The sequence below is a fragment of the Polaromonas sp. P3_A5 genome (assembly GCF_056403055.1).
In genome coordinates this window covers 1,368,551-1,392,941 of record NZ_JBFUGF010000001.1, presented here as the reverse complement: position 1 = coordinate 1,392,941, position 24,391 = coordinate 1,368,551, and the positions used below count along the sequence as shown (strand labels likewise).

Sequence of the window (24,391 nt, the reverse complement as noted above, 5' to 3'; positions counted from 1 at the left end):
CCGTCACATCCGCACCCTGCCTTATTTTGTGCATGCCAATGAGGCGGAGCCCGCCCCCAAATACACGGTAGCCATCATGCCCCTCGAGTCATCCCATTCACGCATCCCCGGCGCCAAGGCCCGGTCGTCCGCATTGGCCACTCGGTTCAGCGCGGTACGCCAGCAAACCGAAGCCCTGATCAAACCCCTGAGCCCCGAAGACTGCCAACTCCAGTCAATGCCGGACGCCAGCCCTGCCAAATGGCATCTGGCTCACCTGACCTGGTTCTTCGAGACTTTCATCCTCGAGCGGTTTGAACCGGACTTCAAGCCGTTTGATCCAGGCTTCAGGGTGCTGTTCAACAGCTACTACAACGGCGTAGGCGACAAGTACCCGCGGCCCAAACGCGGACTGATCAGCCGCCCCTCCCTCGATGAGGTGCTGGCCTATCGCGCACAGGTCGACCAGCGCATGCTGGAAGTGATCGCACAGGTGGAGGCCGGCACCGACACCGCGCAGCGCAGAGAATTAGCGGAACTGGTCACCCTCGGTCTGCACCACGAGCAACAGCACCAGGAACTGCTGCTGACCGACATCAAGCACGCGCTGTCTTTCAATCCGGCACGTCCCGCCTATGCCAGCCGCTGGCCGCTTGCCGGCATACATCCGCAACCGGTGGACTGGCTGCGCCATGAGGCCGGTCTGGTGGAACACGGTTTTGACGCGGCGCGCGACGGCGAATTCGCCTTCGACAATGAAACGCCGCGCCACAAGGCGTACGTGGCGGCCTTCGAACTCGCCAGTCGGCCGGTGACCAACGGCGAGTTCATCGCCTTCATCGCCGACAAGGGCTATCAGCGCCCGGAGTTGTGGCTTTCCATGGGCTGGGACTGGGTGACTGAGAACAGTCTCAGCCTGCCCTTTTACTGGCAGGGCAGCGAAGGGAGTTACCGGCACTTCACACTGCAGGGGCTGATCGACGTGGATCCGAACACGCCGGCCTGCCACCTCAGCTACTTCGAAGCTGACGCCTTTGCACGCTGGGCCGGTGCACGCCTGCCGACCGAGTTTGAATGGGAACTGGCAGCACGCAGTGTGGCGGCCAGCCCTGTGCCGCAAGGCAATTTTGTAGAAAAATCGGCATACCACCCCCTGCCGCAGCAGGAGGAAAGCCACGGCCTGCCGGCCCAAATGTACGGCGACGTCTGGGAATGGACACAGTCGAACTACAACCCCTACCCCGGTTACAGGCCCTGGGAAGGCCTGGTGGGTGAGTACAACGGCAAGTTCATGTGCAACCAGTTTGTGCTGCGCGGAGGCTCCTGCGCCACGCCGCAAAGCCACATACGTGCCAGCTACCGCAACTTTTTTCCGCCCGATGCCCGCTGGCAATTCAGCGGCCTGCGCCTGGCGCGTGACCTGCCCGACGGCCGGCCCTGAGAAGCACTGTCAGGCTATTCGCGCAACACGTCCAGCACATCCGAGTTGAATTCGCGGTTGTACAAAATCAGCACCACCACGGCGGTGGCCAGCGCAAACGCAAAGGTGGAAAAAAACCAGGCCATGATGCCGAAGCTGAAGTAGTAGGCCCGGAGCCCGTCGTTAAAGGTTTCGGCCGCCAGGCTCACCATGCGGCTGGCGCGCGTGGCAAACGCTTCACGGTCGAACTTCCCCACCTCAAACTCCTGCGGCGACGGCATGGAGCCAATCAGCAGGGCGACAAAGGTGTATTGGCGCATGGACCAGCTGAAGCGGAAAAACGCATAAACAAACACGGCCACCATCAGCAGCACCTTGAGGTCGAAAATCAGTACCGAGGTGCGCACGGCAAACGGGATTTCGCGCACCAGCTCGGCCGCCTTGTCGGTGGTGCCCAGCAGCGCGAACAGCCCACCGATGATGATGATCGTGGTTGAAGAGAAAAATGCCGGTGTGCTGGAAAGATTCTGCGTGATGATGCCGTCGATCACGCGCGGGTCGCGCGACGTGGCCTGTATCAGCCAATGGTGCCGGTAACGGTTGGTGGTACGCAGCAGCGAAGGCCGTTTGACCCCATAGTGCCGGGCGAACCATGCATAGCCCATCCAGCCGCCAAAGAACCAGACAATGGCCATCCAGTCGGACCAGGGAAGCAGGCTGAAAATTTGCATCGCGTGATCTTAAACGCTGCGCTTTCCCTGAAAAGGCTTTGATCGCGCCTCAGCCCGCAGTGAATTTCCGTTCAGGCAACGGGATGAATTCAGTCTCCCCGGGCACCTGCCCCATGGCCTGGGCGGCCCAGTCCTCGCCGGCCTGCACGATACGTTCCTTGCGGCTGGAAACAAAGTTCCACCACATGAAGCGATGTGCATCCAGTGCATCGCCGCCAATCACCACCAGCCGCGTCGGGGTGTTTGCGCTGAGCTGTACTGCTGTGCCGGGCGAGAGGGTCGCCAGCGTGTGCATTGCCAGCGGCTCGCCGTCCAGCAGCAGGTCGGCGTCCACCGCATACAGCGCCATCTGCGCTGCCAGCGGCGGCAACGTGAAAGGCGTGCCTGCCGCCAGCGCCACATCCAGGTAAAGAGTTTTGGAGAAGGTCTTGACGGGCGAGACTTTTCCGAATGCCTCACCGACCAGCACACGCACCACCGCACCGTCCACGGATACCTCTGGGATGCTGTCCGCCGGCGTGTGTGAAAAACCCGGCGCTGTTTCTTCAAACTCTGCGGGCAAGGCAGCCCACAGCTGCAAGCCATGGTTCACATATGGGATGTCACGCAGGTCGTCGGGCGCGCGCTCTGAATGCACAATGCCCCGCCCTGCCGTCATCCAGTTGATGGCACCGGGTTCTATGCGCTGGGCAGAGCCGATGCTGTCGCGGTGCATCATGGCGCCTTCGAACAGATAGGTCACAGTGGCCAGGCCGATGTGCGGATGCGGCCGTACGTCATGGTTGGTACCGGGTTGTTCGGTCACCGGGCCAAAGTGGTCAAAGAAAATGAAAGGACCAACCGACTGCTGCTGCGCGGAAGGCAGCAGGCGGCGCACCATGAAGCCGCCGCCCAGGTCTTTGTGATGTCCTGTCAGTTTCAGCGCAACGCTCATGCCAGCCGCTCCACATCCGTCGTGATTTCCGTCGTGACCGTGCTCATGAGCTTGTGCACCGGGCATTTCTGGGCCACGGTGTGCAATTCCTGCAACTGGGCATCCGTCAGGGCGCCCTTGATCTGGAGTTTGGTGGCAAGCCTGTAGACACCGGCGCGCTCCTGGGAGTCGTCCCGCTCAACCCGCGTTTTTATCTCGTCGACGGGAATGCCCTTCTTGCGGGCGTACCACATCACCGTCACGGCCTTGCAGGCACCGAGCGCCGCGTCATACAGGTCGTGGGGTGAGGGGCCGGCATCGTCACCGCCTTCTGCCAGCGTAGCGTCGGTAATCAGCTCGTGGCTGCGGATTTGCAGATGCTGGGCCAGCTCCGCCGGAGGGTTGCGCCTGAGTTCAACGGTCATGACAATTCCTGTAAAAAGAAAGCTGGTTTAGAAAGCTGATTCAGGGAGCGAATCTCGCGGCGATACCGGCCACGCGCTGCCCGAAGTTGCGGGCGTTTTCCAGGTCGCCTGCATTCATTTCGCCGGCACCTGCATCCGATGGCGATTGTGCGACAGCGCCACTGTAAGAGCCAAGGTAGTTGGTGTCGCTGCGCACCGCCGCCTTGCTGTTGCTGGGCAGTACGCCCTGGCTGACCCAGATGCCGCCATGCTGCATGGCCAAAGTAAAGAGGTAATTCAGCGTCGACATCTTGTCACCGCCCATGGCTGCGCTGTTGGTGAAACCGGCAAACAGCTTGTCCTTCCAGGCCTGGGTGTACCAGGGTTTGGACGAAGCATCGGCAAATTTCTTGAACTGCCAGCTGACACTGCCCATGTAGGTGGGTGACCCCATGATGATGGCCGTGGCGGCATCGAGGGTTTCCCAGCCGCCTTCGGGCAGGTCGCCGTCGGCATTGATGGCCACCAGTTCAGCGCCTGCGCCTTCGGCGATTGACTGCGCCATGCGTTGGGTGTGGCCATAGCCGGAGTGGTAAATCACGACAACTTTGGACATTCGGTGTCTTTCGCGGCAGAGAGTTGAAATCTAAAGCAGGCAAACAAAAAGGCTGCAGCAGGGCTTCATGCCCAAAGCTGCAGCCCCGTTGATGGATCAGCCTTTGGTCTTGCCGTCTACGCTCCAGGCGCCGCCGCCAAAAGCTGCGACGGTGAACAGGCCGCCGACGATGGCCATGTTCTTGAAGAACGCCATCTGTTGCGCAGGATCAACCCAGAACGCGTGAAAGACGCAGGTGATGACGACGGTGAAGACGCCAATGGCCAGCGCGGCCCAGCGCGTCTGGAAGCCCACGGCCAAAAGGATGCCCAGGCCGAGCTCTACCACGATGGCAATGGCGGCAGCGACTTCAGGCAGCGGCACGCCTTTGGAGGCGATGTAGCCAACCGTTCCGGCAAAGCCGGCGATCTTGCTGAAGCCGGCAGGCACAAACAGCAGGGCCAGCAGCAAGCGGCCGATCAGGGAGAGAGGGTTTTGCAGGGAATTGAGCATGACGAGTCCTTATAAATAAAGTAAACGGGGAAATGATGGAGGAAAAAAACACTCTGGGCAAGCGCCATACTGCTGCCAGCATTCGGCGCTTGACCTGGGTGATGGGTTACAGCATGTGACCGGGCGTTACGGCGTCAGGTCAAACACCAGCACCTCGGCGTCCTGGCCGTGGCCCAGTTGCAGTGTGCCTTCTGCCTGCAGCGCAGCGGCATCGCCGGCCTTCAGCACCTGGCCGTTGACTTCAAGCTGTCCGCGAACCAGGAACACATAGGTCTTGCGTTTCGCGTCGAGCGACAGCGTGGCGGTTTCCGCGCCGTTGAAGAGGCCTGCATAGAGCCTGGCATCGGCATGGATCAGCACCGAGCCCTGGCTGCCGTCGGGCGAAGCCACCAGCCGCAACGTGCCGCGCTTTTCGGCATCGGCAAACGTTTTTTGTTCGTAGCTGGGGGGAATGCCGGTCACGTTGGGTTCAATCCAGATTTGCAGGAAATGCGTGGTCTGGCCGTCTGCGTGGTTGAACTCGCTGTGCTGCACGCCGGTGCCCGCGCTCATGCGCTGCACATCACCGGGCGGGATGCCCTTGATGTTGCCGATGCTGTCTTTGTGCGCCAGCTCACCGCTCAGCACATAGCTGATGATTTCCATGTCCTTGTGGCCATGGGTGCCGAAGCCGCGGCCGGCGGCAATGCGGTCTTCGTTGATGACGCGCAGGTTGCCAAAACCCATGTGGGCCGGGTCGTAATAGCCGGCGAACGAAAAGGAATGAAAAGATTTGAGCCAGCCGTGGTCGGCATAACCGCGTTCGCCGGAGGTTCTTAAAGCCATCATGAGGTGCTCCTTTCAAGGTGCGTTGAACTGCGTTGCAATGACTCCAATGTAGGCGCCGGCAGCCCGCTTTTCATTGCTGCGTTTTGATGGCATCATTCAAATTATTTGAATGATATTTCTCCCAATGAGCAATAACCGGATTCGCGATGCCCTGACCCCCGAGAGCATCAGCCTGATTGGCGCCGTGCACCGGGCCGGCAGCATGGCAGCTGCGGCACGCGAGCTGGGCCTCGTTCCCAGTGCCCTCACCTACCGCATCCGCCAGGTGGAAGACGCCCTGGACGTGCTGCTGTTTGACCGCTCTTCGCGCCAGGCCAAGCTGACCGAGGCCGGCAAGGAACTGCTGCGTGAAGGCAACCGATTGCTGGCCGAACTCGACGCCGTGGCCAATCGCGTCAAACGCGTCGCCACCGGCTGGGAGCCGCAGCTTACGCTGGCCGTGGACAGCGTGATCTCGCGCACCACCGTGATGGAGCTGTGCGAGGCTTTTTTTGCCCTGAACCCACCCACACGCCTGCGGATCCGCGAAGAAGCGCTCTCAGGCACGCTGGAAGCGCTTACCTCAGGCCAGGCAGACCTGGCCATCGGGGTGGCCATGGAACCGTCCGTCAATACATCGGTGCAGCACAAGACGCTGGGCAGCATTCATTTCATCTACGCAGTGGCGCCCCATCACCCACTGGCAAAAGCTGCTGAACCGATAACGGATGCGATGCTGATGCCCCACCGGGCCGTGGCCGTGGCAGATTCCGTGCAGCGTGGCAGCGGCATCACTGTGGGCCTGCTCGGCGGCCAGGACATTTTTACGGTGCCCGGCATGCAGGAAAAACTGCAAGCCCAGCTGCGCGGCCTGGGCGGCGGCTTCCTGCCTGAATACCTTGCGCGTCCGCATGTCGCCACCGGCAGGCTGGTCGAGAAAAAAATGCAGCGAGCCCCGCGCCTCGTGCCCATGAGTTATGCGTGGCTGCGCGCAGTGGACGGTCATGGCGGGCGGGCGCTGCAATGGTGGCTCAAGCAACTGGAAAATCCCGCCACGCGAAAAGCGCTGCTGGAGCGCGACCAGTCTGCATGAAAACCCGTAGTGGCACGCAATAACTGCGCATGCGCTGCGGCTGCGTGTAGAGTGTGTGCGTAGAACAGCTTCCTGAAGTTTTCGTTTATGGTTGAGATGTGATGACATACGCCGGGACGCCGCAAATCACTTGAACGATCCGCAGCACCCCATTCGTCAAACCGCACAAAGTACAAAGACATGACAAAAAAATCCATCCGATCCCCTGAATCCGCGGCTCCGCGCCGCATTGCCGTCATAGGCGCAGGCATTGCGGGCATTGCCTGCGCCCGTACCCTGGTGCAGGCCGGGCACCGCGTCACCGTGTTTGAAAAAAGCCGGGGCGCCGGCGGCCGGATGGCCACACGCGAAAGCGAATTCGGCGGGTTTGACCACGGCACGCAATATTTCACCGTGCGGGACGCGCGCTTTGAAAAAGCCCTGGCCACCGCCACAGGGCTGGTCCGGCCCTGGAGCGCCAACACCGTGCGCATCCTCGATGAACTGGGCCGTGTGGTGGCCTCGGCGCTGCCGCCCAAGGAAGCCCACTGGGTCGCCTCACCCGGCATGAACGCACTGGTGCGGCTGTGGGCCCAGCCCCTCGATGCCGCCGGCCAGCTCGCGCTGGAAACCGAAGTCATGCGGATCGAACCCGACAAGCTGCACGCCAGCCAGTGGCAATTGCAAACCGAAGGGCCCGGGGCAGACAGCCGCGTCCATTCGGGCTTTGACACCGTCATTCTGGCGGTGCCGTCTTCGCAGGCGCAGGCCCTGTTGCTCAGCTCACAGCAGGCCAAGCCCCTGGTGGCCGAGCTGTCGGAAGTTAGCGTTGCGCCCTGCTGGACACTGATGCTGGCTTTTCCGCAAGCGATGCAGCCCACCATGGCGCACCTGGGGCCCCATTGGAATGCAGCGCGCAGCACGCACCACCGCATTGCCTGGCTGGCGCGGGAATCGTCCAAGCCTGGGCGCAGCCCGATCGAACGCTGGACCGTGCAGGCCAGCCCGGAATGGTCGGAACGCCACCTGGAAGACGATGCCGAGCGTGTCAAGGCCAAGCTGCTGAAGGCCTTCACAGAAGTGACCGGCATCCGCGCCCAGCCACCACACGCGGCGGTGCACCGCTGGCGCCATGCCCAAACGCAGCAGCCGCTTGGCAAAACCCACGCCTGGGATGCCAAATCGCGCATTGGCGCCTGCGGCGACTGGTGCCTCGGCCACCGCGTGGAAGACGGCTTTGTCTCGGGCCTTGAAATGGCCCTCGAAGTTTGTTAGCCCCCACGCTTGTCGCTTCGCGTACTGCGCTGCCCCCCGAGGGGGCTGGCCTTGCTTGGGGCGGCCCGGCGCGGCGGCCGCCAGGTTAGCTTTCTCATAGTTTCTTCTGCTTATGGCCTCGGGCTACAAAGGTAGGTTTGCGCCTTCTCCCACAGGCCCGCTCCACGCGGGCTCGCTGGTGGCGGCCCTGGCCAGCTGGCTGGATGCCCGGGCGCACCACGGCCGCTGGCTGGTACGCATCGAAGATGTCGATACCCCGCGCTGTGTGCCGGGCGCAGACCGCGTCATTCTTGAACAGCTCGCCTGTTGTGCCCTGGTACCCGATGAAGCACCGGTTTACCAGTCACAACGCGGCGCCCGGTACCAGAATGCCCTGGATTCACTGGTCACCCGCGGCCTGGCCTACCCCTGTGCCTGCACACGGCAGGACATTGCGCGGGCGCTGGCCGCGTCCGGGCAGCCACGCGAACGCCATGGCGAACTGGTGTACCCCGGCACCTGCCGCAACGGGCTGCATGGCCGTGCTGCACGTGCATGGCGGTTTTTGACGCCAAATTATGTGCCAAATAGCGCCCTGGCCCAATCAGGTATTGCGCGAGCAGCTATTAATTTAATAGCAACTGATGCCACGCCGCTGGCTACCGCACAAGCCGAAGTCCGTTGGGACGACCGCCGCCTGGGTACACAGATGCAAGACGTCGGCCGCGATGTCGGCGACTTTGTCCTGAAACGGGCGGACGGCCTCTGGGCCTACCAGCTGGCCGTGGTGGTGGACGATGCAGCCCAGGGCATCACCGACATCGTCCGCGGTGAAGACCTTGCCGACAATACCGCGCGGCAAATCCTGCTGCAGCGCGCACTCGGCTTGCCGCTGCCGCGCTACCTGCACACGCCGCTGGTGCTGGGCGCCAATGGCGAAAAGCTGTCCAAGCAGAACGGTGCCCAGCCGCTGGACACCTCCCAACCGCTGACGCTGCTGGCCCAGGCGGGCCAAACGCTGGGGCTGGAAGTCGAGCGAATAGCCAACGCCGCGACACCCGCCGCCTGGCTGCAACTGGCCGCGCCACTCTGGGCGACTAAAATCGGCAAGTGATTGAAACCCTTCCCCCCGTGCCGCCTGCCTCGCCCGAAGGCGCGCCCGCCGACACCCACCCGCCCCACAACATCCGCAGCTTTGTGCGCCGCACCGGCCGCACCACGGCAGGCCAGGCCAAGGCCTTTGCCGATGTGGGCCCGAAGTTTTTGCTGCCATATGCCGATGCAGCGCTGGATTTTGAAAAAGCCTTTGGGCGTAGCGCCCCCACCATCCTCGAAATAGGGTTTGGCATGGGCGAGGCCACGGCGCACATTGCCGCGCTGATGCCCGAGAAGAACTTCATTTGCTGCGAAGTGCACACGCCCGGCGTGGGCGCCCTGCTCAAGCGTATCGACGAACAGAAGCTGTCCAACATCCGCATCCTGCAGCATGACGCGGTCGAAGTGATTGACGACATGCTCCCCCGCGCCAGCCTCGACGGCGCGCACATCTTTTTCCCGGACCCCTGGCACAAGAAAAAACACAACAAGCGCCGGCTGATCCAGCCACCGCTGATCACCAAACTGGCGGCCCGCCTCAAACCCGGTGGTTACCTGCATTGCGCCACCGACTGGCAGCCTTATGCCGAGCAAATCCTGGAAGTACTGAGCGCTGAACCGCTGCTGAAAAACACCGCGGACAGCAGCGCCGGCGGCTATGCGCCCAAGCCAGCCTACCGCCCACTGACCAAATTTGAAAACCGCGGTATCAAGCTGGGGCACGGCGTCTGGGACGTCGTGTTTGTGCGTGCCTGATCTTGCGGCTGCGCGGGTGTGAGTAAAACACCCAAGCTCGGGCTGCATGGCTTGACCACGCGGGCAGGTATCAGCCCCAGCTGCGTCGGCCTGCCGGCCGGCAACTGGCCGAGCATCACTGATTTCCTGGTGGAACGCTTTCCGGCGATATCGCGCGAAGTATGGCTGCAACGCATGCAAGACGGACTGGTGGTCGATGAATTCGGCGAAGCCGTCACCGCCGAACGTCCCTACCGTGGCCACATCCGCGTCTACTACTACCGCGCACTGGACGAAGAACCCCGCATTCCGTTTGAAGAGACCGTGCTGTTCCAGGACGACCACCTGGTGGTGGCCGACAAGCCGCATTTTTTGCCCGTCACACCCTCAGGCCACTACCTGCAGGAGACGCTGCTGGTGCGCCTGAAGAACCGGCTCGGCATCGACGGCCTGGTGCCCATCCACCGCATTGACCGCGAAACCGCGGGCCTGGTGCTGTTCTCGGTCAACCCGGCCGAGCGCGATGCCTACCAGTCATTGTTTCGCCGGCATGAGGTCACCAAGCACTACGAAGCCGTGGCGCCATGGCGCGCCGACATCGGCTTTCCTCTCACGCGCAAAAGCCGCATCGTCGAAGACGAGCCTTTTTTCCGGCAGCGTGAAATAGAGGGCCAGCCCAACAGCGAAACGCTGATCGATGTGCTCGACGTGAAGGACGACAAAGCGCTGTATGCCCTCAGCCCCGTAACGGGCAAGAAGCACCAGCTGCGCGTGCACATGAATGCGCTTGGCCTGCCGCTGCTGAATGACCGCATGTACCCGCCGGTGGAAGTAACACCCGACGACGATTACCGTTACCCGCTGCAGCTGCTGGCCAAGTCCATTGCGTTCATGGACCCGGTAACGGGCGAGCAACGACGCTTTGAAAGTCGGCTGGCACTGCTGGACCTGCGGCCTTGATGAGGCCTTGTTATATGTCGCCCCTGGCGCCAAGCCGAAGGCGGTCCGCTGGAACGATGGGTCAGGCGCCGCGTTGGACCACGACCTCCCACAACGCTTTCTTGCGAACGTACTTGTTGGTCGTCTGGTGTTCCCTGGACAAGACCTTCCACCCGATTGCGAACAGTTCGTCGACGCCCTGCTCATCGAAGAACCTCTTGGCCTGGCCGTCAACAAGGTAGTAGTTTGGCTCGATGGCAGGATGCCCAGTGGCTCCAAAGTTCTTGTCCTCAACCGAGTTCAGCCGGCACAAGAGCAGCCCACCCGGCTTGAGCGTCTGCCTGATCCGGCTCACAAGTTCCAGGGTTTCATGCCATGGAAAGTAGTGCAGGGTGAGGCTTGCCACAACGGCACCAGCTTCGCCAGGGCGGAGGGGAAACGGATCTCTGATGTCCTGGCATGAGATGCGTGCCTGAGGTGCCCGGAGCCTCGCAGCGGCGACAGAAGTGGCGGAAAGATCGAAGGCGAGAACGGAAAGGCCGGCACCAACCAAGGTAGACGTGTCTGCGCCTGTTCCACAGCCGATCTCAAGCACCGGCAGTGAGTCGGCTGACTCCTGGAGCATCGGAAGCCATCGGCTAAGCCACGGGTCGTGGAGCATGTGTTTCTCGGCTCCTAACGTGAACGTAACCGGCGACCACGAAATGGTGCGACCGAAGGAATTACACGCCAGTGGCCGTCCGTATTGACTGGCAAGTTAGGTTGAAGTCCCGCGTGATCGGCGCGCACCTTAGACCGGCCCATCGTTGATTCCCTCAAAGAACCCCCCGATTCGTTGCCATATTTCCACTGGTAAAAGCTTGCCTGAGATGAAGAGCCAAATCATGTAGAGGGACATGCAACCTCCAGCAATCAGCGAAGGCAGAAAGGCCCACTGCCACCGGCCCTGCAAAGGAACACCGGCCCACCAGCCGAACCCCATGATTGCAAGGCACACCGCGCCCCCCAAGAGCGCGCCGAGAATTACGGACGCGAGTGCCGCCGAGAGAACGTCACTGACGGAAAATCGAAGGCGTGCCAATTGCAACCTTAACGTTTGAGATGAGAGACGTGACGCGGCTTGCCGGAAAACGCCCTCTCGATTGAAGGATGGGGCATTATCGGTGCACCTTGCATACTGCCTCCAGGAAAGGCATTGCATGCGCTTCCAGGGCTGCCAACGCACTCGCTGCAATTGGCTCTACCTTGGCTCGGGCAACCTCCGGCGTTATTGCCTGAGTTGACTTCATGAGGTCTTGCAAGGTTGACGCGCCCACAAACGTTTCGATTTCCCACCATTTATCTGTGCCGTCTATCAGTTGCCCCAGGCGGACCATGTACTCCGGCAGGTGATGGGACTCGACAGGAGATTGGAGAGAAGGCCGGATGCGCAGCTCGGGGAAGCGGCCATGCAGCGACCACCCAACCTCAAAAGTGAATTTCTCAAAGCGCTCGTGTACGACGAGGGCGCACCAGACGAGGCGATCAGTTCCGGGCTTGCTAAAAACGCGCTCACCAGGGAAGACATAAGGTGACTTGATTTTCTGTGCCTGCCATCCAAAGGGGGAGCGTTCAAGGCCCCGCTCGATTGAAAGTCTCAAGACCCTACCGTACTCGCTTCTCATTGGCTTGGCGACGCCTGATGTTTGAATTCAGCGGCCACCGCAGGCAGTCCGCTGGAATGATGGGGTAGGTTTTTCATGGGCGTGCGAAAAGCGCAATTGACTTACATCCGCCGGTCGTACCGCCTAATGCGCCTTTTTTATTTGTTGAGCAGCGAGTTGCGCCGTCCTCTTGATTCCATCTCGATACGCCTCAACCAGCTCCGCCGCTCTACTGAGGGCATCCTCGAACGATGCGAAGGTGTAATTCGCGTTGGCGGTGATCTCGTCATCCGAATTTTTGTTGGCGTCTGCGCCATAACTGATGGACTGCGAATAGATCGAATTCTCTGTCTTTATGTCTACGAGTTCAAACGAGACATTCAACCTGGGCGCGAACGTCGTCTTTAGCCGACTGGAATAAAGTCCCATATTCGATATGGTCACCGTCAGTATGCTGTCCGCGGCGATTACGCTATTTTTGTAGTCAATCGACGTCGGGTCGTCCTTTTCATATTTGATCCCATCTCCCGGTATGGCACTTTGGTTGGCCTCCTTCAAAGCACTCAAGGTGGCAGATGCAAGTTCCTCTTGTACGTTGAAGGCCTGCTTTTCCAGCGCCGCCTTAAGTTCGTTGATTCGATTCTTTTCAACCCCCTTCTTCACGAAGAAGGCCGGGCCGGGAAAGATAATATCCAGGCCGTTTGGCGCATTTTCAATTGAAAACTTCTCTACCGGCTGAATGGAGGCTACGGCGATAACTTTTTCACCGGGAGTCAAACTCGTCTCAGCTGCACATAGTTGCAATGGAAGAATCGAGATAAGGAATAGCGCGATAGTTGTTCGAGTTAAGTGGATCATGTCGTGGGGCATAGCGTTTAAAAATTTAATTAAACCGGACATTGGAATTGGCTGTCACGCAGTGGCAACGGGCCGCGGCGTTTCCGTATCGAGCGACCTGTTAGACCGTGAAACCCTGCTAAGGACGTCGCTGGACAAAGAGCCTCCATGCGGGGTATACGGCAAGTAACAGGCAAGTGGCGAGTATTGCGACAAAGCCATAACCCGACACGATGCCCGGCGCTAGCCACTCGACCAAGCCCACGGGGGCAAAAAACCAGACGAGCCCCATCGCGAAGAGTGCGCCAATGAAATGAATGGCTTTGGACATGGGCGGCTGTTCTTATGCGACCTGACGTTCGACATAAGCTGCAGCCACAAGCGGACCAAACCAGCTTGTGACTGCCCATTCGATGAAAGGGTTAGTCGTCATTTCTGGCGGCCAACTCGCTCGACTCTTCCAGGCGTCGTAGCAAGAAACTGATACGACGACTTCCGAAAAGGCGGCATGTTCTCCGTAGCCACAACCGTGAGAACGACTCCTTTGCCCGGCTTCGGCTTGAGCGTTACGTCGAGCAAGGTGGTTCCTTCCGCTACGGGTAACAAGGGCGTTGCGGTGGAAACAATCTCAAAGTTGCCTCCGCGCGAGGACGGCGCTGCGACCCATTCAACTCGAAGCCTTGACCAAACATGTTCCCATCCTTCCTGAACAACCACGGCACGGTACGCCCCTTCACGCGATCCGTTCTTCCAGTACCCCGCAGTTCGAACTTGGACGACGTCGGGCGGCAAAGCGCTTTCGGGTGCGGCATGCGTTGCAACGGCAGTAAGGGCTATTCCAACGAGAAGAAGTGCAGTGCGTGGGTTCATGACGCCTAACGTCGACGTTGCACGGCGGGCAATACGCCGCGCAGCGGAATTTTGCTGTTGCATGTCCGTGACGAACAACCTGTTAAAACTCGTCGCACCTGACACTGCGAGACTCTTTTCTTGGATCATGTTCTGTGACCCGTCCATACGCTTTGGCGGAATACATACGAGCATTGTCATCGACGATCTCAACGACACAACCGAAAGGTTGCCCTCTTCCAAAGATCATATGCCGCTTCAAGTCGTCCTCCGATACTGAGAAGTCAATATGAACCCTTGCTGCAACAACCCACGACGGCGAAAGTTGTTGCGTTGCCAATTGCTTACCCAATTGCTTTCTGTATCGATCCGCTACGAGTCCAACTGTATTTTCGGGGAGAGGTTGATCGCTTGGCGCCAGTAAATCAATTAGGAGCTGCGTCGCACCTGACACATTTGCGTGCCTAAGGAGCTTCCCCATGGCCCAATAGCCATCAGCATCGTTATTTCTGCTTGCAAAAGATGTCGCGAGACCACACGCAACTCCCTTCAGAGATCTTCGCCGCACCATTGTCTTTGTAGAGTTTTAACGTTTGACTTAAGCGGCTGGCCGTAGGCCAGTCCGCTTGAAGGAAGGGTTAGAAGGCGATCTAGCGAACGACATGTACTTCGCCTTCTCTAGCGGGTCGATACTCACCGCTAGCGTTGACCCCTTCTCCAAACCACCAGCACTTGCCAGACTGTGCCACCACGATGACTTGGCCCGAGCGTTGCAGATTTAGGACGCATGTGCCGAGTTCCTTGTCTTCGGGATTCGTAGAGCGGTAGGTGGCAGACCTACCCTTGATGTGGAACTCGCCATTCTCGATGACGCCATTGCGCGAAAGTGATTCGTCGTTGTCGGATCGAGGATTCACAGCCGCCTCAAGCTGAAATCTCACAACGTTTCTCGACGCTTCGACAATGCGTAGAGTTCCGGTCTCTCGGCCGTCCAAAGGAAAGGATGGCGATTGAGTGAAGCGGACATAGGTGCCTACTGGAAATCGCGTGGCCGCATGTACCGGCGCAATCGCAGTCGCGAGTTCTGCGATGAACAGTACGGTGGTGGAGCGGAGCATGAATTCGCCTTCTAACGTTTGACTTAAGCGGACCGCCGTAGGCGGGTCCGCTTGAAGGAATGGTTAGGCCGCACTTTCTGCCCTACCACTGAACAAGTTCGTCAGAGCCCCCAAACCGGGCTGGCAGGCCCGCGAAGTGAGGTAGCTCGTCTTCGATAGGTGCCAGGGCATAGGTGCACTGGACATGAAACTGCGGACGAAACGTGCCTGCCTGGAACAGGCTACCGTTGACTCCGCGCACGCCAAGGCCAGGCACTTCCGCAAAGAGGAATGTGCCGCAGGAGGCGCATTTGGTTCGAGGTGTGGTTCGAAGAGAAAGCACATCAGTTTCACCTCGAGTCACCGACACTGCTGCACTTGGATAAAGGGCACTCAAGTAGGCATTGCCATGAACCGCTTGGCAATCGTCGCAGTGGCAAACGAACTGCGCCAGCGGAGCGCCCTGCAACTGCACGTGAACTGAGCCACAGGAACAGTGAATCTTGGTAACGATGATGAATCTCCATGCCGCGTGTGTGCGGCCTAACGTGAAGATGACCGGCGCACAACACTTCGCGGCGAAGCCGCCACGTGATGTTGTGTGTCCGCGTCGATTGGCATGTTAGACCTCACGACGGGCAAGCCAGAGCTTTTCCATGCTGACAATTTCCATGCATTCCTGGATGATTTTATGAAGTCGCCTACGTGGCGGAAAGGAATGGATTCCCCATGTCAGGACTCCGGTCTCAAGGCGCGTGAGCTTGCCTTCGAACAAGTCATTTACTTCATAAACGATGCCGATGGCTTTGAACTGGTAGGTACAAACATAATGAATGCGCTCAGTGGCATCGTATGGGTGGTTGCACTCGCCTTCTAGTCGTCGAACAGTCATCTTATTGATGCCCAAAGAAATTGCGTGGTGGGAAACTCTCGCGCAGGGACGGGCCCGCTAGCGTTTGATTGAGATCGGGCCATGAGGTCTAACGTAATGTATGCCGCAAAGCCTGCGGTATAACCTGGCGCTTGCAATCTAATCTGGACATCTAAAACCCCTGTAAGCCGCTTGCATGCTGGGTTTCAAGCCCATACATGGTGAATTTATACAGTTATAAAAATTCCGTGAAACCCCGCAAATTTCCAGCCCAGTTTCACACAGCTTTTTGCATTGAGCAAGTTGATGACGCAAGCCAAAACGATGAAGCGCCCCGCAGCAAGCCGTCTTTAAAAATTCCGGCTCCAATCGCTGCGCCGCTGCTTCCTGCATCACCAGCCCTTTTAGGCTGCACGCCCGCAAGCATGCTTAAGCCTTGACCTCTTTTGCCGTGATTTGATACTTGAAATCGTCCGGTGCGTAGGAATCAAAACGGCCGGCCGCGTTTTCAGCCACGGGGTACATGAAGAAGCCGAGCTTCTCGCCGCTGGCCTTGGGCAGCGCGACATCATGCGCTGTGTTGTAGGCCATCCAGTTGCCTTCCCAGCCACCAAACAGTGCCTTGTTCACAGGCGCCACCACCGGGTTGGCCGTGGTCTTGATCCATTCCGCCGTTTCGAGGCGCATGACCTTGGCCACATCGGCCGGGTCCATCGCCACCCAGCCGTAGCCCTTGAGGTAAACCTCCGAGCGGCAATGCTGCGCGCCCTTCAGGCTGGCGGGGTTGCCCGAGAGTTCCTTGTAGCCGAATGCTGAAGGCACCAGGCGAATGCCGTACACGTCACGTGCCGGCAGGCCCACTGAGCGGCACAGGCCCACGAACAGCGCATTCAGGTCGGCGCACTTGCCACCCAGGTTGCTGGTTTCCAGCATGGTCTTGATGTCGCCTTCGCCGCAGCCGCGCACCTTGGGTTCGCGGTAGGTGTTGGCCACAATCCAGTCGTAGAGTTTTTGCGCCTTTTCGACATCGGTTTTTGCGCCCTGGGTGGCGGCGAGCGCGGTCTTGCGCACAATGCCGTCGGTCGGGATCAGCGCCGTGGGACGCGTGAAGTACCGCAGCGTGTCGGCGCTTTCGGCGGGGGCGGTTTTCTGCGACCAGTCCATCGCGCGGCCTTGTGTCTGCACACGGCTGGTCAGCTCCACATAGGGCTTTGCTTCAGCGGCCGCAAATTCCACATACAGCATCTTCGCGCCGTCCTGGCCGTCCTGCATCAGCTTGGCGGTGCCGTTGCTGGAGAAACCATTTTCCAGCGAGTGCTGGTAGTCGCTGTTGACCGAGGGAATCGGCAGCCACACCTTGGTCACGCCTTGCGGTTTGAGGATGTCAACGCGCGTGGTCACATCAAAGGTGCGCCAGGCGCCGCTTTGGGGCGCGAAATTGCTGCGGCTGGGCGCGGCAGCGGGCGTCTGGGCAAAGTTGATGGTGGGCAATGCAGCGGCCACGGCGGCTGCTGCGGTGTTCTTCAGGAAAGTGCGGCGTACGGTCGACATGAAAAAGTATCTCCGGGTGGGTGTGAGTGCGACGTGCACCGGGGCAGGTGAAGATGCTCCGGGATGTCTGGCAGCCCACACCGCCCGCAAAGGCAGCGCAAGGGCTGGCCCCGGATTATCGCCGGTGCCGTGCCGAGACAGATTCAGGGCTTGAGCAAGCCGGCAATCAGCTTTTCTGCTGCCGGGCTGGTCCAGTCGACCTCGCCGGTGACGCGTTGGCGCGGCCGGCCGGTGCGGTCGATCATCAAGGTGGTCGGGAAAACCTGCACGCCCCAGCCCCGGCCGACTTTTCCATCCAGGTCCAGCAGCACCGGCAGTGTCACCCCGGTGGTTTTGGCAAACTGCAGCGCACGGGCTGCCGGCTCCTTGAAGTTGACGGCCAGCACCAGCAGTTTGTCGTCGCCGTAGAGGTCGGCAATCTGCTGCAGCGTCGGCATTTCAGCGCGGCAGGGCTCGCACCAGCTGGCCCAGAAATTCAGCAGCACGGCACGGCCGCGCAAATCGGCCGGGCGCCAGGTCTTGCCGGTTGTGTCCACCAGCGAGAACGCTGTCAATGGACCGGCCCAGGGAGCCACCTCGTAGGCCGGGCCGGTCACCCCCTGCGACATCGCTGGAAGCACGGCCGCCCCTGAGCCGGCGGTGACTGTCTGCAGCAGGAAATGGCGGCGGGAAATAAACGGGGTCGGCATGGGCCTGGTGTTGGTACGCAGGTTGAGGGGTAAATGGGGTGGACAACTTCTATCGCTGCAAGAACATGCACTGCCTGCATTTTAGGGACCGTATAGCATCCGCTGCATGCGCCAGCCGGCGCCTTCACACAAATCACAGGAACCTTCATGAACATCCATATCCGGAATGCGCAAGCCGGCGACGCCGCAGCGATTCACGCCTTTATCGTTGAACTGGCCATCTATGAAAAAGCAGAGCACGAGGTCATTGCGAGCGTCGCCGACATTGAGCACAGCCTGTTTGAGGTAGAGACGCCTGCCCGGGCCCTCATCTGCGAGATAGACGGCCAGCCAGTGGGCTTTGCGGTGTACTTCCTCAGCTACTCCACCTGGCTAGGTCGCAAGGGCATGTACCTGGAGGATTTGTACGTATCGCCCCAGCACCGGGGTAGCGGCGCCGGCAAGGGGCTGTTGCGTCACCTGGCCCGGCTGGCTTTTGACAGCGGCTGCGGGCGGTTCGAATGGAGCGTGCTGGACTGGAACGAGCCGGCCATCCAGTTTTACCAGTCGCTGGGCGCCAAGCCGCAAGCTGAATGGGTGCGGTACCGCATGGCCGGCGAAACCCTGCAGCACTTCGCGCAGGGGGACACAAGCCAGATTCGGCCAACGCCCTGAGCCGCTCGCGCAATACCGGGGCGGACCCGGCTTTTTGTAAGAAATGGCAGCATTCAGCGACCAAGTGACACAGGAAGTACGGATGGCGGTGATTGACCGCGCTCAGCCCAGCGGGCGGTCCAAAAGAACCCTATATAGGACAGCATTTGGCCGGCACCGCTTGCGCCCAAAGCGGTTCAGTCCTACAAAGGCGTTTCGCTATCTGCTTTTAAATCTGTCGATATCACTTAACTGGCTGATCCAACGTGAACCTGCCCCTCAAATTTCCCGGCCTCGCTGAGGCTCTGCCAACGGCATCGCCGCAGTTCATCAACCTCTACAACGAGTCGCAATCGGGCCAGACCCAAAATGTGGCGCAGGAGCTGGAAGAGGGTTTGCTTGAGCCCACGGCCACCATCAGCCCCAAATTCTTTTACAACGAGCTGGGCTCGAAACTTTTCGAGGCCATTACAGGCCTTGAGGAGTACTACCCAACCCGCACCGAGGCCGCCATTTTTGCGGCGTCCTACCCGCAGATCGCCGCCACGCTGAGCGCGAGTGGCGTTCACAACGCCTGCCTGATCGACCTGGGTGCCGGCAACTGCGCCAAGGCTGCAGCGCTCATTCCGCATCTTCAGCCGCGGCAATATGTACCGGTCGACATCTCGGTGGAATTTTTGCGCGATGCCGCCGCGCAGGTGCAAAACAGCTTCCCCGCGCTCGACATCGTCGGCCTGGGCATGGATTTTTCGTCCGGCCTGGTGTTGCCACGCGAAGTGCAAAGCCAGGAGCGGGTGTTTTTCTACCCCGGCTCCAGCCTGGGCAACTTTCATCCGGCAGAGGCCCTGCGGTTCTTGCAGCACATCGCCGACCCGGCACAAGGCAAGGCGCGCGGCCTGCTGCTGGGCATTGACCTGGTGAAGGACACCGCACGGCTGGAGGCAGCTTACGACGATGCGCTGGGCGTGACGGCTGCTTTCAACAAAAACGTGCTGCTCAACGTCAACGAGCTCCTGCAGGCGGATTTTGATGTTCGCCAGTGGCGCCACGTGGCGCTCTTCAATACCGCGGAGTCGCGCATTGAAATGCACCTGGAAGCCTTGTCGGACCTTACGGTGCGCTGGCCTGGGCATGCGCGGCGCTTTGGCGCCGGCGAACGCATCCACACCGAGTGCTCTTACAAGTACACCGTGGAAAGCATGACGGCGCTGTTGCGGCAGGCCGGATTCGGGCAGGTTCGCTACTGGACCGACCCACAAAGCTGGTTTGCGGTGTTCTGGGCCGCCGTTGAGTGAAAAAACAATGAAAAAAGGCCAATTTCTTGAACGAAATTGGCCTCCAGCCCTTTACTAGCTTGCGCGAGCAGCTATCAAATTAATAGCGATTTAACGGACCGCCTCAGGCGCGCTCGGTCACCCAGGCCTGCACCGACTTCAGCGCATCACCGAGCTTGGACGCATCGGTGCCGCCGGCCATGGCCATGTCGGCCTTGCCGCCGCCTTTGCCGCCCACCTGCTGGGCCACAAAATTCACCAGTTCACCGGCCTTGACCTTGCCCACGCTGTCGGCGGTCACACCCGCGGCGATCTGCACCTTGTCGCCATCGACGGCAGCCAGCACGATGACGGCGGTTTTGAGTTTGTCCTTCAGCTTGTCCATGGTGTCACGCAACGTCTTGGCGTCGGCGCCTTCGAGCTTCGCGGCCAGCACCTTGAGGCCCTTGACGTCAACAGCCTGCGTGACCAGCTCGTCGCCTTGTGAAGAAGCCAGCTTGCCCTTGAGCGCGGCGATTTCTTTCTCCAGCGATTTAACTTGGTCCAGCACCTGGCTGATGCGGCCCTGCAGCTCGGATGGGCTGGCCTTGAGCGAACCTGCCGCGGCTTCCACCGTGGATTCAAGCGACTGCAGATAGGCCAGCGCGTTTTCGCCAGTGACGGCTTCCACGCGCCGCACACCTGCGGCCACACCGCTTTCAGCCACGATCTTGAACAGGCCAATATCACCGGTACGTTTGACGTGAACGCCACCGCAGAGCTCCTTGCTGGAGCCGATCGTCAGCACGCGCACGGTCTCACCGTACTTTTCGCCGAAGAGCATCATCGCGCCGGACTTCTGCGCATCTTCCATGGCCATCACGCTGGCATCGGTCGCCACGTTGGACAAAATTTCGGCATTGACGCGTGCTTCGATCTCGCGGATCTGCGCGTCGGTGACGGGCGCGTTGTGCGCAAAGTCAAAGCGTGTGCGTTCAGCGTTCACGAGTGAACCCTTTTGCTGCACGTGGTCGCCCAGCACTTCACGCAAGGCCTTGTGCATCAGGTGGGTGGCGCTGTGGTTGCGCACGGTGGCGGCGCGCAGCGCGGTGTTGACCTGCGCGGTCACGGTGTCGCCGACTTTCAGCGCGCCCTCTTCCTGAGTGCCGTGGTGGCCGAACACATCAGCCTTGATCTTGAGCGTATCGTCCACCGTGAAGGTGGAACCGGCGGCCGTGAGCCGGCCCTGGTCACCAACCTGGCCGCCGCTTTCGGCGTAGAACGGTGTCGTGCTCAGCACCACCACGCCGCTTTGGCCTGCATTGAGTGCCTGCACGGCCACACCGTCGGCATACAGCGCGACGACTTTGGCGGGCTCTTCCAGCAATTCGTAGCCGGTGAACGCATGGCCTTCGCCGCTGTACTCCAGCGCACGATCCATCTTGAACTTGCCGGCGGCGCGCGCCTGGTTCTTCTGCTTGTCCATCGCGGCCTTGAAGCCGGCTTCATCCACTTCCACACCGCGCTCACGGCACACGTCGGCCGACAAGTCCAGCGGGAAGCCGTAGGTGTCGTGCAGCTTGAAGGCCACGTCGCCCGGCAGCACCTTGGCGCCACCCGCCAGGGCGGTGTCCAGGATGGTCATGCCGATTTCCAGCGTTTCGAAGAAGCGCTCTTCTTCGGCTTTCAGCACAGATGTGATGCGAGCTTCGTCGGCCTTCAGCTTGGGATAGGCATCGCCCATCAGGCGGGCCAGGTCAGCCACCAGCTTGTGGAAGAACGGTGTCTTCTTGCCCAGCTTGTAGCCGTGGCGGATCGCGCGGCGGATGATGCGGCGCTGCACATAACCCCGGCCTTCGTTGGACGGATTGACGCCGTCGCTCACCAAAAAAGCGGTGGCACGGATGTGGTCGGCAATGACAAACAGGCTCTTGTTGCCCAGGTCTTTTTCGCCAGTCTCGCGCGACGCCGCCTTGATCAGCTCGGCAAAGATGTCGATTTCATAATTGCTGTGCACGTGCTGCAAGATGGCGGCCAGGCGCTCCAGGCCCATGCCGGTGTCGACGCAAGGCGCTGGCAATTTGGTGACGCTGCCATCAGCGGCCATGTCGAACTGCATGAACACGTTGTTCCAGATTTCGATGAAGCGGTCGCCGTCTTCATCGGGGCTGCCGGGTGGGCCGCCGGGGATGTGGTCGCCGTGGTCGTAAAAGATTTCGCTGCACGGGCCGCAGGGGCCGGTGTCGGCCATCATCCAGAAGTTGTCGGACTTGTAGCGGCCGCCCTTGTTGTCGCCGATGCGGATCACGCGCTCGGGCGGCAGGCCGATTTCCTTGGTCCAGATGTCGTAGGCCTCGTCGTCCTCTTCATAGACGGTGGCCAGCAGGCGCTCGGGCGGCAGCTTGTAGACCTCGGTCAACAATTCCCAGGCCCACTTGAGCGATTCGCGCTTGAAGTAGTCGCCGAAGCTCCAGTTGCCCAGCATTTCAAAGAATGTGTGGTGGCGCGCGGTGTAGCCCACGTTCTCCAGGTCGTTGTGTTTGCCGCCGGCGCGCAGGCAGGCCTGTACCGAGGCCGCGCGCACGTAGGGGCGCTTGTCGGTGCCGAGGAAAACGTCCTTGAACTGCACCATGCCGGAGTTGGTAAACATCAGCGTCGGGTCGTTGCCCGGCACCAACGAGCTGGATGGCACCACGGTGTGGCCCTTGGACGCAAAGAAATCGAGAAATGTCTTGCGAATGTCCGAGACGGTGAATACGGGCGTTGAAGCTGACGTGGGGGCTGACATGGAAGTGGGATGGCTCATGGTCTGCAATAGTGGTTTTGGCAAGGCGGCGCCCTCGGGCTCACCCGCTTGGGCTAAGCCTTTGATTATAGGTTTGAGGGGGATGCCCCCGCTTATTGGGCAGCTTGCCGGCCCAGATCAATGCGGTGGGACAAAAAGCGCCATATGCGCTCATCGTCGCTGAAAGCCACGTTAAAGCGGAGCCAACCCGTCGGATGGGGCTCCAGCAGAAACAATTGTCCCGGGCCGAGCATGATGCCCTCGGGCGTAGCCTCTTTGGACAGGACGGCGCCATCGGGAAGGTCCGGGTGCCGGGCCCACAGGTACATGCCGGCCCCTGGCTCATGGAAAAGCTCAAAACCCAGGCTGGTCAGGTTCTTTTCGGTCTTGCGATGCGCTGCAGCCAGCTTCTCGCGAAGCGACTTGAGGTGCTTGCGCCAGCGGCCGTCTGTGACCACCCCGAAAGTCAGCCGTTCGGCGATATCGGACGAGGTAAGGCCCGAAATCATCTTGAGCTGGGCCAGGTCCTCGATCAGCTCGCCTCGCGCCAGCAGGTAGCCCACGCGCAGATTGGGAGAAATTGTTTTGGAATAGCTGCCGATATAGACCACGCGCTGCAGCTGGTCCAGGCTTGCCAGCGTGGACCGCGAGACCGGGTCCATGTCGGCGTAAATATCGTTTTCCACCAGCGTGAAGCCGTGCGCCTCGGCCAGTTGCAGCAAGCGGTGCAGATGGGCCGCGGACGCAATCGAACACGTCGGGCTTTGCAAACGGGGTTGGGTGAAGAAGGCCTTGGGCTTGTGCTCGGCCAGCAGCGCCTCCAGCGCGGCCAGGTCGTACCCGGTAGGGGTGCGCGGCACCCCCACAAGGTTGGCGCCCAGAAAACGCAGCATGAACATCAGGTTGGGATAACCGGGGCTATCGACCAGCACGGTGTCTCCCGGTTTGACCAGTTGCCGGGCCACCAGGTCCAGCGCCTGGCTGGAGCCTTGCGTCAGCAGCACCTGGTCCACCTCGACCGATATCTGGTTTTCAGCCAGCGCCTCCGCAATGACCATACGCAGGGCCATATGCCCATAAGGCAGGCCGTAACCCTCAAGAGAGGAACCGTCCACCGACAGGTGCCGCATGCTGCGGCGGAGCGCGTCCCCGAACAGGAAATCGTGCGGCAACCAGCCACAACCGGGCTTCATCGGCAGGTTGCGGTTTTCAAAAATCTGCTTGAGGTACCAGCGGGCGTCAAATTTAGGTTGCGGGGGCTGCGCGTACGGCACACCCGATGCACCATCATCGCCCCTGCGCTTGACGAAAAACCCGGCATTGGCCCGGGAAACAAGCCATCCTTGGGCCACAAGGCGGTCGTACGCCTCCACCACCGTAAAGACGCTGACGCCGTGCATGGCGGCAAAACCGCGGATGGACGGCAGCTTGACGCCCGGTTTCAGCGCCTGCCCGGCAATCATGCCCCGCAGGCCGTCGACGATCTGGCTCACAAGGGGGGTCTGCAGTTCCGGGCGAAGTGTGAGCATCAAAAAACCAAAAAGGGCAGATTGTGCATCGCAATGCCCATGCACCGGGTTGGGGAATCCATGTACAGGATTCTAGACCCGCACAGTATGTCGAAAACAGCGCGGCGGTGTACATGGACGGGGCTGGCGCCGGCTTCTAAAGTCCGCTCATCTCCTTCCTCCACCCAGTCAACCCAGAACTTCCGGAAATCACCTTC

General features: G+C 60.4%; 24 protein-coding genes. 9 read left to right on the top strand and 15 right to left on the bottom strand.

Translation table 11 applies throughout. The features are described from left to right. Window positions 1-76 precede the first annotated feature (76 nt). Complete coding sequence (gene egtB, locus AC1DU8_RS06755; protein WP_477689324.1) at window positions 77-1,420, top strand: ergothioneine biosynthesis protein EgtB; 1,344 nt, start codon at window positions 77-79, stop codon at window positions 1,418-1,420. A 14-nt stretch (window positions 1,421-1,434) separates the two neighbouring features. Here egtB and AC1DU8_RS06750 read toward each other — a convergent pair whose 3' ends face one another. The 6 genes from AC1DU8_RS06750 to AC1DU8_RS06725 all read right to left on the bottom strand — a co-directional run bounded on the left by AC1DU8_RS06750 (window position 1,435) and on the right by AC1DU8_RS06725 (window position 5,383). Continuing rightward, window positions 1,435-2,130 carry a DUF599 domain-containing protein gene (locus AC1DU8_RS06750; protein ID WP_457280233.1) on the bottom strand — a complete coding sequence of 232 codons (696 nt, stop codon included), beginning with the start codon at window positions 2,128-2,130 and terminating at the stop codon, window positions 1,435-1,437. 49 nt (window positions 2,131-2,179) lie between these two features. Beyond that, window positions 2,180-3,064, bottom strand: coding sequence for a pirin family protein (locus tag AC1DU8_RS06745; RefSeq protein ID WP_457280232.1), 885 nt, complete (start codon window positions 3,062-3,064; stop codon window positions 2,180-2,182). Next, complete coding sequence (locus AC1DU8_RS06740) at window positions 3,061-3,468, bottom strand: OsmC family protein (RefSeq protein ID WP_477665704.1); 408 nt, start codon at window positions 3,466-3,468, stop codon at window positions 3,061-3,063. The genes AC1DU8_RS06745 and AC1DU8_RS06740 overlap by 4 nt, the downstream gene beginning before the upstream one ends. A 40-nt stretch (window positions 3,469-3,508) precedes the next feature. Continuing rightward, entirely contained in the window at window positions 3,509-4,063 is a 555-nt protein-coding gene (locus AC1DU8_RS06735) for a flavodoxin family protein (RefSeq protein WP_477665703.1), read from the bottom strand. Window positions 4,064-4,159: 96 nt separating this feature from the next. Further along, window positions 4,160-4,555, bottom strand: coding sequence for a DoxX family protein (locus AC1DU8_RS06730; RefSeq protein WP_457280229.1), 396 nt, complete (start codon window positions 4,553-4,555; stop codon window positions 4,160-4,162). A gap of 126 nt (window positions 4,556-4,681) precedes the next feature. Beyond that, a complete protein-coding gene (locus AC1DU8_RS06725; RefSeq protein WP_477665702.1) occupies window positions 4,682-5,383 on the bottom strand; it encodes a pirin family protein in 702 nt (233 codons plus the stop codon). Window positions 5,384-5,507: 124 nt separating this feature from the next. On the opposite strand from AC1DU8_RS06725, the gene AC1DU8_RS06720 reads away from it, so the two are divergent. The 5 genes from AC1DU8_RS06720 to AC1DU8_RS06700 all read left to right on the top strand — a co-directional run bounded on the left by AC1DU8_RS06720 (window position 5,508) and on the right by AC1DU8_RS06700 (window position 10,478). After that, complete coding sequence (locus tag AC1DU8_RS06720; protein WP_477685307.1) at window positions 5,508-6,455, top strand: LysR family transcriptional regulator; 948 nt, start codon at window positions 5,508-5,510, stop codon at window positions 6,453-6,455. A gap of 180 nt (window positions 6,456-6,635) precedes the next feature. Further along, window positions 6,636-7,709, top strand: coding sequence for an NAD(P)/FAD-dependent oxidoreductase (locus tag AC1DU8_RS06715; RefSeq protein WP_457280226.1), 1,074 nt, complete (start codon window positions 6,636-6,638; stop codon window positions 7,707-7,709). 112 nt (window positions 7,710-7,821) lie between these two features. Beyond that, window positions 7,822-8,802 carry a tRNA glutamyl-Q(34) synthetase GluQRS gene (gluQRS, locus tag AC1DU8_RS06710; protein ID WP_477726569.1) on the top strand — a complete coding sequence of 327 codons (981 nt, stop codon included), beginning with the start codon at window positions 7,822-7,824 and terminating at the stop codon, window positions 8,800-8,802. Continuing rightward, the gene (gene trmB, locus AC1DU8_RS06705) at window positions 8,799-9,539 is read left to right on the top strand and encodes a tRNA (guanosine(46)-N7)-methyltransferase TrmB (RefSeq protein ID WP_477701761.1); all 741 of its coding nucleotides are present in this window, start codon (window positions 8,799-8,801) and stop codon (window positions 9,537-9,539) included. Before gluQRS ends, trmB begins: the two co-directional genes overlap by 4 nt. 18 nt (window positions 9,540-9,557) lie before the next feature. After that, the gene (locus AC1DU8_RS06700) at window positions 9,558-10,478 is read left to right on the top strand and encodes an RluA family pseudouridine synthase (RefSeq protein WP_477726568.1); all 921 of its coding nucleotides are present in this window, start codon (window positions 9,558-9,560) and stop codon (window positions 10,476-10,478) included. A gap of 61 nt (window positions 10,479-10,539) precedes the next feature. On the opposite strand, the gene AC1DU8_RS06695 is transcribed toward AC1DU8_RS06700, so the two are convergent. The 5 genes from AC1DU8_RS06695 to AC1DU8_RS06675 form a co-directional block, all read right to left on the bottom strand. Next, window positions 10,540-11,118, bottom strand: a complete 579-nt coding sequence (locus AC1DU8_RS06695; protein WP_477726567.1) for a class I SAM-dependent methyltransferase — start codon at window positions 11,116-11,118, stop codon at window positions 10,540-10,542. Between the two features lie 496 nt (window positions 11,119-11,614). Then, complete coding sequence (locus AC1DU8_RS06690; RefSeq protein ID WP_457280221.1) at window positions 11,615-12,097, bottom strand: hypothetical protein; 483 nt, start codon at window positions 12,095-12,097, stop codon at window positions 11,615-11,617. Window positions 12,098-12,244: 147 nt separating this feature from the next. Continuing rightward, window positions 12,245-12,970: a hypothetical protein gene (locus tag AC1DU8_RS06685; RefSeq protein WP_477726566.1), complete on the bottom strand. Its 726-nt coding sequence runs from the start codon at window positions 12,968-12,970 to the stop codon at window positions 12,245-12,247. Window positions 12,971-14,436: 1,466 nt separating this feature from the next. Beyond that, window positions 14,437-14,904, bottom strand: coding sequence for a hypothetical protein (locus tag AC1DU8_RS06680; RefSeq protein WP_457280219.1), 468 nt, complete (start codon window positions 14,902-14,904; stop codon window positions 14,437-14,439). Between the two features lie 82 nt (window positions 14,905-14,986). Beyond that, window positions 14,987-15,385 carry a GFA family protein gene (locus AC1DU8_RS06675; protein ID WP_477727039.1) on the bottom strand — a complete coding sequence of 133 codons (399 nt, stop codon included), beginning with the start codon at window positions 15,383-15,385 and terminating at the stop codon, window positions 14,987-14,989. A gap of 117 nt (window positions 15,386-15,502) precedes the next feature. On the opposite strand from AC1DU8_RS06675, the gene AC1DU8_RS06670 reads away from it, so the two are divergent. Then, a complete protein-coding gene (locus tag AC1DU8_RS06670; protein WP_457280218.1) occupies window positions 15,503-15,760 on the top strand; it encodes a hypothetical protein in 258 nt (85 codons plus the stop codon). Window positions 15,761-16,183: 423 nt separating this feature from the next. Here the strand turns inward: AC1DU8_RS06670 and AC1DU8_RS06665 are convergent, their stop codons facing one another. Beyond that, the gene (locus tag AC1DU8_RS06665) at window positions 16,184-17,305 is read right to left on the bottom strand and encodes a transglutaminase-like domain-containing protein (protein WP_457280217.1); all 1,122 of its coding nucleotides are present in this window, start codon (window positions 17,303-17,305) and stop codon (window positions 16,184-16,186) included. Window positions 17,306-17,448: 143 nt separating this feature from the next. After that, window positions 17,449-17,994: a TlpA disulfide reductase family protein gene (locus AC1DU8_RS06660; RefSeq protein ID WP_477726565.1), complete on the bottom strand. Its 546-nt coding sequence runs from the start codon at window positions 17,992-17,994 to the stop codon at window positions 17,449-17,451. A 147-nt stretch (window positions 17,995-18,141) separates the two neighbouring features. Between AC1DU8_RS06660 and AC1DU8_RS06655 the strand changes: the two genes are divergently transcribed. Together AC1DU8_RS06655 and egtD are read left to right on the top strand one after the other, a co-directional pair. Continuing rightward, entirely contained in the window at window positions 18,142-18,648 is a 507-nt protein-coding gene (locus AC1DU8_RS06655) for an N-acetyltransferase family protein (RefSeq protein WP_477701768.1), read from the top strand. 245 nt (window positions 18,649-18,893) lie between these two features. Continuing rightward, window positions 18,894-19,922: an L-histidine N(alpha)-methyltransferase gene (gene egtD / locus AC1DU8_RS06650; protein ID WP_477701769.1), complete on the top strand. Its 1,029-nt coding sequence runs from the start codon at window positions 18,894-18,896 to the stop codon at window positions 19,920-19,922. A 103-nt stretch (window positions 19,923-20,025) separates the two neighbouring features. Here egtD and alaS read toward each other — a convergent pair whose 3' ends face one another. Beyond that, complete coding sequence (gene alaS / locus AC1DU8_RS06645; RefSeq protein ID WP_477726564.1) at window positions 20,026-22,686, bottom strand: alanine--tRNA ligase; 2,661 nt, start codon at window positions 22,684-22,686, stop codon at window positions 20,026-20,028. A 92-nt stretch (window positions 22,687-22,778) separates the two neighbouring features. Next, on the bottom strand, window positions 22,779-24,194 hold the full coding sequence (locus AC1DU8_RS06640; protein WP_457280212.1) for an aminotransferase-like domain-containing protein: 1,416 nt from the start codon (window positions 24,192-24,194) through the stop codon (window positions 22,779-22,781). Between the last annotated feature and the right edge of the window lie 197 nt (window positions 24,195-24,391).

Bases quoted from the DNA above. Each gene is read 5' to 3' on its own strand.
- AC1DU8_RS06685 (WP_477726566.1), bottom strand. From the start codon at position 12,970: ATGCCCCACGACATGATCCACTTAACTCGAACAACTATCGCGCTATTC.
- AC1DU8_RS06665 (WP_457280217.1), bottom strand. From the start codon at position 17,305: ATGTCGACCGTACGCCGCACTTTCCTGAAGAACACCGCAGCAGCCGCC.
- AC1DU8_RS06660 (WP_477726565.1), bottom strand. From the start codon at position 17,994: ATGCCGACCCCGTTTATTTCCCGCCGCCATTTCCTGCTGCAGACAGTC.
- AC1DU8_RS06720 (WP_477685307.1), top strand. From the start codon at position 5,508: ATGAGCAATAACCGGATTCGCGATGCCCTGACCCCCGAGAGCATCAGC.
- AC1DU8_RS06750 (WP_457280233.1), bottom strand. From the start codon at position 2,130: ATGCAAATTTTCAGCCTGCTTCCCTGGTCCGACTGGATGGCCATTGTC.
- AC1DU8_RS06715 (WP_457280226.1), top strand. From the start codon at position 6,636: ATGACAAAAAAATCCATCCGATCCCCTGAATCCGCGGCTCCGCGCCGC.
- AC1DU8_RS06640 (WP_457280212.1), bottom strand. From the start codon at position 24,194: ATGCTCACACTTCGCCCGGAACTGCAGACCCCCCTTGTGAGCCAGATC.
- AC1DU8_RS06745 (WP_457280232.1), bottom strand. From the start codon at position 3,064: ATGAGCGTTGCGCTGAAACTGACAGGACATCACAAAGACCTGGGCGGC.
- AC1DU8_RS06730 (WP_457280229.1), bottom strand. From the start codon at position 4,555: ATGCTCAATTCCCTGCAAAACCCTCTCTCCCTGATCGGCCGCTTGCTG.
- AC1DU8_RS06740 (WP_477665704.1), bottom strand. From the start codon at position 3,468: ATGACCGTTGAACTCAGGCGCAACCCTCCGGCGGAGCTGGCCCAGCAT.
- gluQRS (WP_477726569.1), top strand. From the start codon at position 7,822: ATGGCCTCGGGCTACAAAGGTAGGTTTGCGCCTTCTCCCACAGGCCCG.
- AC1DU8_RS06695 (WP_477726567.1), bottom strand. From the start codon at position 11,118: ATGCTCCACGACCCGTGGCTTAGCCGATGGCTTCCGATGCTCCAGGAG.
- AC1DU8_RS06725 (WP_477665702.1), bottom strand. From the start codon at position 5,383: ATGATGGCTTTAAGAACCTCCGGCGAACGCGGTTATGCCGACCACGGC.
- AC1DU8_RS06680 (WP_457280219.1), bottom strand. From the start codon at position 14,904: ATGCTCCGCTCCACCACCGTACTGTTCATCGCAGAACTCGCGACTGCG.
- AC1DU8_RS06735 (WP_477665703.1), bottom strand. From the start codon at position 4,063: ATGTCCAAAGTTGTCGTGATTTACCACTCCGGCTATGGCCACACCCAA.
- alaS (WP_477726564.1), bottom strand. From the start codon at position 22,686: ATGAGCCATCCCACTTCCATGTCAGCCCCCACGTCAGCTTCAACGCCC.
- AC1DU8_RS06655 (WP_477701768.1), top strand. From the start codon at position 18,142: ATGAACATCCATATCCGGAATGCGCAAGCCGGCGACGCCGCAGCGATT.
- AC1DU8_RS06670 (WP_457280218.1), top strand. From the start codon at position 15,503: ATGTTAGACCTCACGACGGGCAAGCCAGAGCTTTTCCATGCTGACAAT.
- egtB (WP_477689324.1), top strand. From the start codon at position 77: ATGCCCCTCGAGTCATCCCATTCACGCATCCCCGGCGCCAAGGCCCGG.